Origin of the sequence: Bradyrhizobium sp. SHOUNA76, from assembly GCF_023006445.1 — a bacterium.
Classification (GTDB): Bacteria; Pseudomonadota; Alphaproteobacteria; order Rhizobiales; family Xanthobacteraceae; genus Bradyrhizobium.
Window position 1 is genome coordinate 1 of the sequence record NZ_JALBHA010000307.1, and the last position, 7,884, is coordinate 7,884.

Sequence of the window (7,884 nt, forward strand, 5' to 3'; positions counted from 1 at the left end):
GGCCGTGCTGCCGCCGGCTGGGAGATCGCCGCCGAAGCTGCCGCCGCAGCCGCCTGGTCGTTGCTGTGAAGCATCTCGCCTAGTGTCGCGCCGCCACTACCGGAATTGTCGGGCATGATCAGGCCGCCTTCCCCTGTTGCTTCGGCTCGATCGCGGCGGCAAGCGCCCGGCGGACGAACGAACTCAATGTCCGATCATCCCGCTCGGCCGCAGCCTCAACGCGCTCCGCAAATTCCTCGTCGACGCGGGCGCCGATCAGTCGCTTGTCCGTCTTCGCCATGATGGCTCCTCGGTGTTGCTGCAAAAAAGATCGTCCTGTTTGCAGGACTTAGCAATGCACTCACGGGAGACAGGTCGCAGTGCCTTCCGCCGGCGCGGCGCAAGCCGCTTGCGCACCTTCGCCGCCTTGGCGCGGTCCTCGATGAACTCGACCCGCGCAATCCCCAGCGCCAGCGCCTGCAGCAACAGCGGCAGCGATTTGTTGCCAAAGCCGCGGATCTTCGACGGCGCGAGCAGCTTCGCCACCGCGAAGTCCGCAAGCCCCGCATACCGATCAACCTCGCTGTATGTCGTTCCCAGCTCCGCAATCCGGTCACGGATCAGCGCGCGCAGCTCGGCCTCGGTCTCGACGACAACGGGCCGCATCACCAATGCCTCCCGGACTTGCAGCAAGTTGCAGCAAAGGATTGGGGGAAAAGCCGCCGCGAAATTGGGAGGATACCTCGATATCCACACCAGGGCGTGGTTTTCCCCCTACCCCCACCCCACCCCGGTCTTTTTGCAGGGAAAGCCTGGCATTTCGGCGAGATCAGCCGTTTCGCGAGCGCACTCGCTCCTGACACGCCTCCAACTACCAGAGTGAAAGATGTTGAAGCAGTTCGCGCGCGAAAACCCCTCCGACCGTGGATTTGGACCGTGGGTTTTTGCGCCTCCACGTGAAAGCCAAGCGTGATCAGCGTTATGCGGAGGATGGACGTTCCGTCGAAGGCTTGCCGGCCTTCATGCTGAGCGGGTGTCGAGCTCGTGCGCCTGGCTTCATCTGCCCTGCGCAAGACAGCTTGCAGCCTCGATGCCGGCTCGATCGATGCGGTGGCGGCGATGAAGATGCAAGACGATGCAACGAGGTCAATTCCCCGCCCTTCCCGAGAATCTGCACAGGGGGACAGAGAGGGACATCGGGGGACATTGTCCCGGCTTGTCCCCGCGTCCACCGAGATGGGACCAGGGGGACAGGACAGGACACAACCCTTTAGGGTGTGTCCCGTCTGTCCCTGTCCCTCTGGACCAAGGCTGTCGCGCTCTAGCGCGCTCATGGCCTGACCTGCCAAAGCCATTCGCGGCCGTCCTGAGAGGCTGTGGCGAGGTCCGGGGGCAGTTTGTCGAGCAGACGGCGGAAAGCCTTCTTGCGGGCTTCGCTGGCCTTCTTGGTGTCGTCCTCGTCGGTGACATAACGGTGATAGAACTCGGATCGCACGTTCTGCACCTCAACGGCGCGCACTGTGGGGCCGTCGGCGCGGATGCGAATGTCCTGGCCGCTGGTGCTGGTCGCCTCGATGACGGCTTCGCGTAGCGTTACGACAGATCGGGCGTCGGCCTTCGGGCGCCGTGACCGCACCGCGGACTGGCCCAGCTCGCCCGGGATCACAACAAGCGAGCCGAATGGTTCGCCGTCGTCGTCGGTGCCGAGGTCATGCGGCTTGAGTTCGAACGGCGCAATGGGCCCCTCCATGCCGTCGCGGGCTTTTGCGAGGGCGAGTTCTCGGGCGGACACCTTGCCGGTGCGCTCGTCGCGGTCGGCCAACACGCTCAGCACCACGTCGGCACCGCCTCGCCACAGAGAGCCGCCGCGCAAGCCCGCGCCGTCCTGCTTGCCGTAGTGATGGACAGGAACCACCAGCCCTTTCGTGCGGATCTCGAACTCCCTCAGCTTGGCGATCACCTGCGCGATCTCGCCGTTGCTGTTCTCATCCGTCATGTGAAAGTTAGCGGCGATCGTGTCGAACACCGAGGCCCCAGTCCGGACGCCGAACCGGGTTTTGATCTTGTCTTGGAGCTCGAGCAATTCAGCCGCGACGCGCTCGACGTCTTCCGGGGTCTTGATCTCGGGCAGGTCACCGCGCCACGCTATCGGCAGCTTCCGAATGTCGAGACCACGCACCTGTGCGTCGGCGGTCAGGCGGTTGCCGATGTTGTCGGTCCCTTCCTTGCTGACGATCGCGGTGCCGACAATCTCTGCGATGCGGCGCTCGAAGAACGGGAGGCCGCTCCCCAGCGAAGTCGCCATGTGACACGCCATGAACGTTTTGCCCGCGCCGGACTGCCCGCCGAGGAACATAATCCCGCGATAAGGGGCAACCCCCTTGATGAGCATCCGCGGTGCCGTGACCTTGTGCTCGGCGAGAAAGTGCCAACCCTTGCGCCCGGGAGCCGTCGCGTGGTCGATCGCTTTGCGCAGGCCTGCGCTACCGCTGGCGCGATGGTATCCATTGGCATCGGTCATGCGGCAGCCCCCAGATCGGGCAGAAGGATTGGACGGGTCTCGATCCCGCGGCGGTCGATGAGGCGGCCGAGTTCGGCAGCGTGTCGCCTGCCGTCGCGGTCGTTGTCGATCATGAGCGTCATGCAATCGACGTAATTGGGCACGGCATCGGCAAGGGCCGGCAATCTGGACGCCGCACCAGCGGCCCAGGCACCGAGCCCCGTGGCCTCATGGACGCTCAAGGCGTCCTCGATACCCTCCGCGACTGACAGGCCCAGCAGGTCGTTGATGGGCGCTAGGACGATAGGCGAGCCGAGCGAACGGCCAATCATGATCTTGTCCTGCGCGGTGCCGGCCTTGCCGCGCCCACGCGGTGCCAGGCGCGTGACGTGCACGCCGCGTAAGGCCTCAGTCGGCATGTAGAGAACCCCGGGCTCCGCCTCGGCTGGGATGCCGAACGCCGCGATCATTGCGGGCGGATAGTCGCCCCGTCCCCTTAGAAATCCCAGGGTGCCCGGCAGAGGTCCTGTATATCCGCGCGCGCCGCGCAAATAGGTCTCCGCGTCGGTGCCGGCGATCGGCTCACGCTGCGACCAAAGCCAAGACGCCGTCTGCAAGCGTTCTGCAGCCGAAATGCGCTCGCGATCGGCAGCCTGGGCATGGGCACGTTGAACGGCCATGGGATCAGGCGGGGGCGCGCTACGATCGCGCGTTGATCCCTTCTCGCCGCAGCGCGCGCAGTGATAGCCGGCGAAGCCGGTATCGATCCGCCAGACGCGAAGGACCTTGCGGTGCTGGTTGATGCGGGCTCGTTTGGTCGGGCCGCAGAGCGGACAGGCGACGTCGTGTTGGCCGATGCGGCCGCCGGTAAGTCGGTCGATGGATGCGAGGTCGAGAGGATCAATCATGCTCGGCCTCGTCCAGCAGACCGAGTTCGCGCGCCTTTCCCAGCGCGGCCGTGATAGCCTTGGCGAGCTCAGGAAGCTTGCGGATGCCCATCGCAACACCTTTGGGCGTCGGCCGGTCAATGCCGTCGCTTCCCGTCGAGTAGATCCGGACATTGATCAGACAGTGCCCCTCGTACTCGCTCAGCGAAACATGCAAGGATTCATTGCGAGCGCGGTTCTTCGTGATCTCGATTGGCTCTGCGATCGTCGGGCGCTTTGTCATTGCGTCACATGGTCGAGCGCAGCGCCGATCGGCGAGGATGGCTCGCCGCGGCTGTTTCGCTTCATCGCCGACTTGATTACCGCCAGGTCCGCGCCGTGCTGCAAGGCAAACGAGATCGCAATCGCGGCGTCAGATGCGATCGCATCGAGCATGCTGTTGGCGTGCGCCGCGTTGATAAAGATTTCGCCGAGCCGCCCATCCGGATAGTGGCCGGCCGTCATGGTAAAATCGGCGCCGCTGTGCTCGAACGACAACGTTTCGGCGCGCCTCCGGTCCGGCAAGCACTGGCGCGATGGTGAATTGTTCGGGGCGGGCTGGTCTGCTATCGACATAGGCGTCGGGGCCTTGTGGTAGGGATTCCGGCAAATTTTCGGACATGGCTATGCGAGCCGGCTGTGTCCGCAGCCGGCTCCAGTCAGTTCAGGCAGCGCGATTTCGGCGGGCAGCTTCTGCGGCGAGGCGACGCTTGACGTAAGCATCAATCGACGCAACCGTGATACGGCGCGCCCTGCCTTCTGTGTACGATTCCAGCTCGCCGGCGTTGATCAGCTTGTAGAGCGTCTCTCGTGAAACCAAGAGAGTCTTCATCGCCTGATTGGGCGAGGCCACGAAAGGCGCATCGAGGGAAATAGCGTGTGACGGGGACATTGCGGACATCCTTCGGTTTTGGACAAGCAGCAGGATAAGGGCCGAACTGGCATTTATCGTTCGCTGACCATGGAATTGTCGGTCAGCTGTCAGCTATCGTTCGCTAAAGGTCGCCGAACAACGCACAGCAATTTTGCAATCTGCTGAGGAAATCAGATGCTTGCTCGGGGGATTTGGCGCTTGCCAAAATGAAAGAAACCGCTGCAGGACAGCGGTTTCTAGTATGCTTGCCCGGATGCTTGCTGCGGCAGGCCGCTTCGCTTCAAGGAAGCTGCTAAAGGCAATTTTACTCTGATAACTCAAATCGATAGCGAGATTTTGCTCGAAGCAAACGCCCGTCGCCAAGCACGTCGCTAAGCATGCCGTCCAACGTTACTAAGAGACCGCCCTTAGGTGTGCCCGGTTTTCCGAATTTTGCACCGGTCGGGAAACGGCGTTGCTGAGATAGTCGGCCCAATCGCGCATGAGTGCGCGCCGCTTCTCGAGTTTCTGGCCGCGCTGATAGGCGGCCGTCGTCTCGCTCTTGTATTTGTGCGCCAGCGCTGCCTCGCGGACGCCGTCGGGATAGTCGGTGCATTCCTCGGCCCATGTCGCAAAAGTCGAGCGGAAGCCGTGCACGGTCACGTGGCCGTAGCCGAGACGGTCGAGCACCGCCAGCATGGCGTTCTCTGAGAAGGCCACACCGTCGGGATTGGTGAACATCAGCTCCCCCTGCCGGCCATCGCGCATTTCGTCGAGGATCGCCAGCGCGGGCGCTGTGAGCGGCACGTGATGGTCCTGGTCCATCTTCATCCGATGGCCCGGGATCTTCCAGATCGCATCTGGGCGGTCGATTTCGATCCAGCCGCCCTCGATCGCCTCATTTGTGCGACACGCGGTGAGGATGACGAATTCAAGCATTCGCGCGGCCGTTCCAGCAGCGCCGGCGAGCGCTTGCATGAAAGCCGGCGCCTCGCCGTAGGGCAATGCCGGATGGTGACGGATGGCGCGCTTCGGCCGCTTAGGAAGCTTCTCGCGAAGTTGCTTGGTGAGCTCGGCGGGGTTGCGGAAGTCGGGGTCGTCGATGTTGACGTTTTTGGCAATGATGGTCTCGATGCGGCCGCGGACGCGGTTGGCGGTTTCGCGCTTTTCAATCCAGATCGGTTTGAGCAGGTCGTGGATATGACTCGGCTTGATCTCGGGAATCGTGAGAGCGCCAATGGTTGGATAGGCGTAGCGCTTGAGTGAGGACGGCCACTGATCGCGGTGCTTCTCGCTCCAGGTCGACCAGTTCGCACGAATGTAGGTTTCGGCGCATTCCTCGAAGGTCGGCAACTTGGCGACCGCCTCAATCGCCTTGGCCTCCTCCCGCGCCACCCTCCTCTCTAGGACGATGTCGACGCCCGGCGCGCTGCGATCGCCCTTGACCCGGAGCCGCGCTGCATCGCGTGAGAGCCGCGCGTCTTTGAGCGAGATGTCCTTGAACGAGCCGAGGCCATGCCAGCGCTCCTTGCCGTCTTTCCAGTAGCGATAGGCCCAATTTTTCGATGTCGCGCTCGCGACGATCAGATAGAGCCCGCCGCCGTCGGCATACTTGCCAGGCTTGTTTTGGCGTTCGACGTCGAGGGGCTTGAGTTTACCTGCCATGTGTTCCTCCGAAAATTCGTCCTCCGAACTCACGGGCAAAATCTACGGTCCGAGACCAGACTAGGAAGAACACCGAGGAACTGTGAAGTACAGCTTTTCGGCGCAAATCACTGATTTTGCTGTGGAGTCCGAATAGGTACGAACAAGGGAGAACAACATACTGGCGGAAGGGGTGGGATTCGAACCCACGGTACCCTTGCGGGCACGCCGGTTTTCAAGACCGGTGCCTTAAACCACTCGGCCACCCTTCCAGTCCCGGAAGGCTGTCGCTTAACGTAGTCGACGGCACAAGGCAACGCCAAGTTGGGCACCCTCGCCTCCGGCCCATCCGCCCGCCCTCTGTCAGGCGAGCGTCAGCCTGTTCCTCTAGCTTGACGGCAGGTTCGGCGCCGCCGCGCGCCGACGTCTCGGCAATCCCGACACTGGCGACACCTCCCAGGGCGTCGCCGGTTGCGAGGCCCGGCAGGATTGGTCTCCATGTCCGGGCCTCGTTTTGCGGCACGCAAAAGAAACGGCGCCCCGTGAGGAGCGCCACTCGAAGCCCGCTTCGTCCTTGGCGTCAGTACCCGCAGGACGCGCAGCCCATCTGCACCGGGGCGTAATAGGAATAGCCGGGCGAGACCATCTCGACGCGCTGGCGCGTGGCGTATTGCGGCGGGATGCGCTGGTACTGGACGCTGGGCGGCGCGACCATCACGGTCTGCGGCACCATCACGGTGCGATACTGCGCCGGCGTGCGGTGCGCGACGACGGAGCCCGGCGAGACCATCACGGCTTCGTCGACGGTGCGGTATTGCGGCTGCACGTATTGCTGCTGATAGCAGGTCGTGCACGGCGGCGGCGCGTAGCAATTGTAGCAGCCGGCGGAGGCTGCGCCCGTCATGGAAATCGCGGCGACAGCGGTGGAGAAAACAACGGCGAGAGTACGAGACATTGCGTGCGGTGCCCCAGTTGCCCGAAATGGATTTGCGAAGGTCGGCGCAGTATACGCCGCAAAACCTTGCTCTGCCGAAGTTCGTCGGGGCATCCTTAATGCGAACGGCCAACCGCGGCGGGCCGGTAAGGACTCGTTGACCACGCGCATTAACGCGCGCGATGGGCGCGCTCTCCGAAGTCCGCATGACAAGCGAAGTATGATCGCTGCCCCGGCGCGGTCCTCGTTCGAGCGCAATCGCGGAGCGTTCATCCGCCTTCGATGGTCGAGATTCAGCGCCTCGCTGCTCTTTCCAAGAACTCCAGCAGCGAGGGATCGCTCTCCTCGAGTTCGACATAGCGGCGGCGCAGCTCGTCGGCGATTTCGGCGGTGGCATCCCGCGACCATCCCTCCGCGGTATTGAAGGCCACGATACGCGTGGGATGGAGATATTGCCCTTCAGCGAGATGTCTGAGCAGGGTCGCGCGATTGGCGTCCTCCTCGGCCGTCTCACACCAGGCGCGGCCCAGCTGCCGGCCGAAATCATCGAGCACGAGATAGACGTCCCGGTCTGTTGTAATTTGCGGCACGAGTGATGGAGAATGACTCATGGCTCACTCCGATACTGGCAATCCGGACCGTTTCGGACGGATCTCGACACAGCGACCGCCTCGGCCGAATTTCGGAAAAAAGGGATTTTCGGCTATTTTTCCTAGGATGGCATGATTAAATAAAAAATAAAACGGAATTAATAAAAATTAAATAGCAAGATGTGGACAAATGCACTAGGTTGAAGGTGCCTGGCGGGCGAGCCCGCACGTCGGGTGCCCACTTCGCAAACGGCTCCCGCCTCCACCCCCAATAGCCCACGCCCCGGAAGGCGGGGGCCGTTCTTTGCGAACCTCCGCCCCGGCTCCAGATTCCTCCTGCAACGGCACATCTGCGCGCGCGCGTGGAGAGCGCGATGCGCTCCGGAGCAATCGATCCAGCCTGGTGGCGCCGCCGATCAGGCGCCTATCTCAAGCGCCGCTTCACCTCGCGCACCGCG

The 7,884-nt window shown here is 63.0% G+C and carries 10 protein-coding genes and 1 tRNA gene; all 11 read right to left on the reverse strand.

The annotated features are described in order from the left end of the window. Positions 1 to 118 precede the first annotated feature (118 nt). The 11 genes from MOV74_RS25350 to MOV74_RS25400 all read right to left on the reverse strand — a co-directional run bounded on the left by MOV74_RS25350 (position 119) and on the right by MOV74_RS25400 (position 7,447). Positions 119 to 280: a ribbon-helix-helix protein, CopG family gene (locus MOV74_RS25350; protein WP_246928911.1), complete on the reverse strand. Its 162-nt coding sequence runs from the start codon at positions 278 to 280 to the stop codon at positions 119 to 121. Further along, positions 256 to 645 (reverse strand): hypothetical protein, encoded by a 390-nt coding sequence (locus MOV74_RS25355; protein WP_246928913.1) that lies wholly within the window; start codon positions 643 to 645, stop codon positions 256 to 258. The genes MOV74_RS25350 and MOV74_RS25355 overlap by 25 nt, the downstream gene beginning before the upstream one ends. Positions 646 to 1,309: 664 nt before the next feature. Continuing rightward, positions 1,310 to 2,500, reverse strand: a complete 1,191-nt coding sequence (locus tag MOV74_RS25360; protein ID WP_246928920.1) for an AAA family ATPase — start codon at positions 2,498 to 2,500, stop codon at positions 1,310 to 1,312. Then, on the reverse strand, positions 2,497 to 3,387 hold the full coding sequence (locus MOV74_RS25365; protein WP_246928927.1) for a toprim domain-containing protein: 891 nt from the start codon (positions 3,385 to 3,387) through the stop codon (positions 2,497 to 2,499). Before MOV74_RS25365 ends, MOV74_RS25360 begins: the two co-directional genes overlap by 4 nt. Then, positions 3,380 to 3,649: a PC4/YdbC family ssDNA-binding protein gene (locus tag MOV74_RS25370; RefSeq protein WP_246928929.1), complete on the reverse strand. Its 270-nt coding sequence runs from the start codon at positions 3,647 to 3,649 to the stop codon at positions 3,380 to 3,382. Before MOV74_RS25370 ends, MOV74_RS25365 begins: the two co-directional genes overlap by 8 nt. Then, positions 3,646 to 3,870, reverse strand: a complete 225-nt coding sequence (locus MOV74_RS25375) for a hypothetical protein (RefSeq protein ID WP_246928931.1) — start codon at positions 3,868 to 3,870, stop codon at positions 3,646 to 3,648. The genes MOV74_RS25370 and MOV74_RS25375 overlap by 4 nt, the downstream gene beginning before the upstream one ends. 199 nt (positions 3,871 to 4,069) lie before the next feature. Beyond that, positions 4,070 to 4,297 (reverse strand): helix-turn-helix domain-containing protein, encoded by a 228-nt coding sequence (locus tag MOV74_RS25380; protein ID WP_246928933.1) that lies wholly within the window; start codon positions 4,295 to 4,297, stop codon positions 4,070 to 4,072. Positions 4,298 to 4,672: 375 nt separating this feature from the next. Next, positions 4,673 to 5,923 (reverse strand): phage integrase central domain-containing protein, encoded by a 1,251-nt coding sequence (locus tag MOV74_RS25385; RefSeq protein ID WP_246928936.1) that lies wholly within the window; start codon positions 5,921 to 5,923, stop codon positions 4,673 to 4,675. A 161-nt stretch (positions 5,924 to 6,084) separates the two neighbouring features. Then, positions 6,085 to 6,174 (reverse strand) — tRNA-Ser (locus MOV74_RS25390). Between the two features lie 308 nt (positions 6,175 to 6,482). After that, positions 6,483 to 6,806 carry a hypothetical protein gene (locus MOV74_RS25395; RefSeq protein ID WP_246928938.1) on the reverse strand — a complete coding sequence of 108 codons (324 nt, stop codon included), beginning with the start codon at positions 6,804 to 6,806 and terminating at the stop codon, positions 6,483 to 6,485. Positions 6,807 to 7,129: 323 nt separating this feature from the next. Next, positions 7,130 to 7,447, reverse strand: coding sequence for a hypothetical protein (locus tag MOV74_RS25400; protein WP_246928940.1), 318 nt, complete (start codon positions 7,445 to 7,447; stop codon positions 7,130 to 7,132). Between the last annotated feature and the right edge of the window lie 437 nt (positions 7,448 to 7,884).

Excerpts from the sequence above, each read along its gene's own strand:
- MOV74_RS25350 (WP_246928911.1), bottom strand. The coding sequence starts at position 280 with ATGGCGAAGACGGACAAGCGACTGATCGGCGCCCGCGTCGACGAGGAA.
- MOV74_RS25355 (WP_246928913.1), bottom strand. The coding sequence starts at position 645 with ATGCGGCCCGTTGTCGTCGAGACCGAGGCCGAGCTGCGCGCGCTGATC.
- MOV74_RS25360 (WP_246928920.1), bottom strand. The coding sequence starts at position 2,500 with ATGACCGATGCCAATGGATACCATCGCGCCAGCGGTAGCGCAGGCCTG.
- MOV74_RS25365 (WP_246928927.1), bottom strand. The coding sequence starts at position 3,387 with ATGATTGATCCTCTCGACCTCGCATCCATCGACCGACTTACCGGCGGC.
- MOV74_RS25370 (WP_246928929.1), bottom strand. The coding sequence starts at position 3,649 with ATGACAAAGCGCCCGACGATCGCAGAGCCAATCGAGATCACGAAGAAC.
- MOV74_RS25375 (WP_246928931.1), bottom strand. The coding sequence starts at position 3,870 with ATGACGGCCGGCCACTATCCGGATGGGCGGCTCGGCGAAATCTTTATC.
- MOV74_RS25380 (WP_246928933.1), bottom strand. The coding sequence starts at position 4,297 with ATGTCCCCGTCACACGCTATTTCCCTCGATGCGCCTTTCGTGGCCTCG.
- MOV74_RS25385 (WP_246928936.1), bottom strand. The coding sequence starts at position 5,923 with ATGGCAGGTAAACTCAAGCCCCTCGACGTCGAACGCCAAAACAAGCCT.
- MOV74_RS25395 (WP_246928938.1), bottom strand. The coding sequence starts at position 6,806 with ATGACGGGCGCAGCCTCCGCCGGCTGCTACAATTGCTACGCGCCGCCG.
- MOV74_RS25400 (WP_246928940.1), bottom strand. The coding sequence starts at position 7,447 with ATGAGTCATTCTCCATCACTCGTGCCGCAAATTACAACAGACCGGGAC.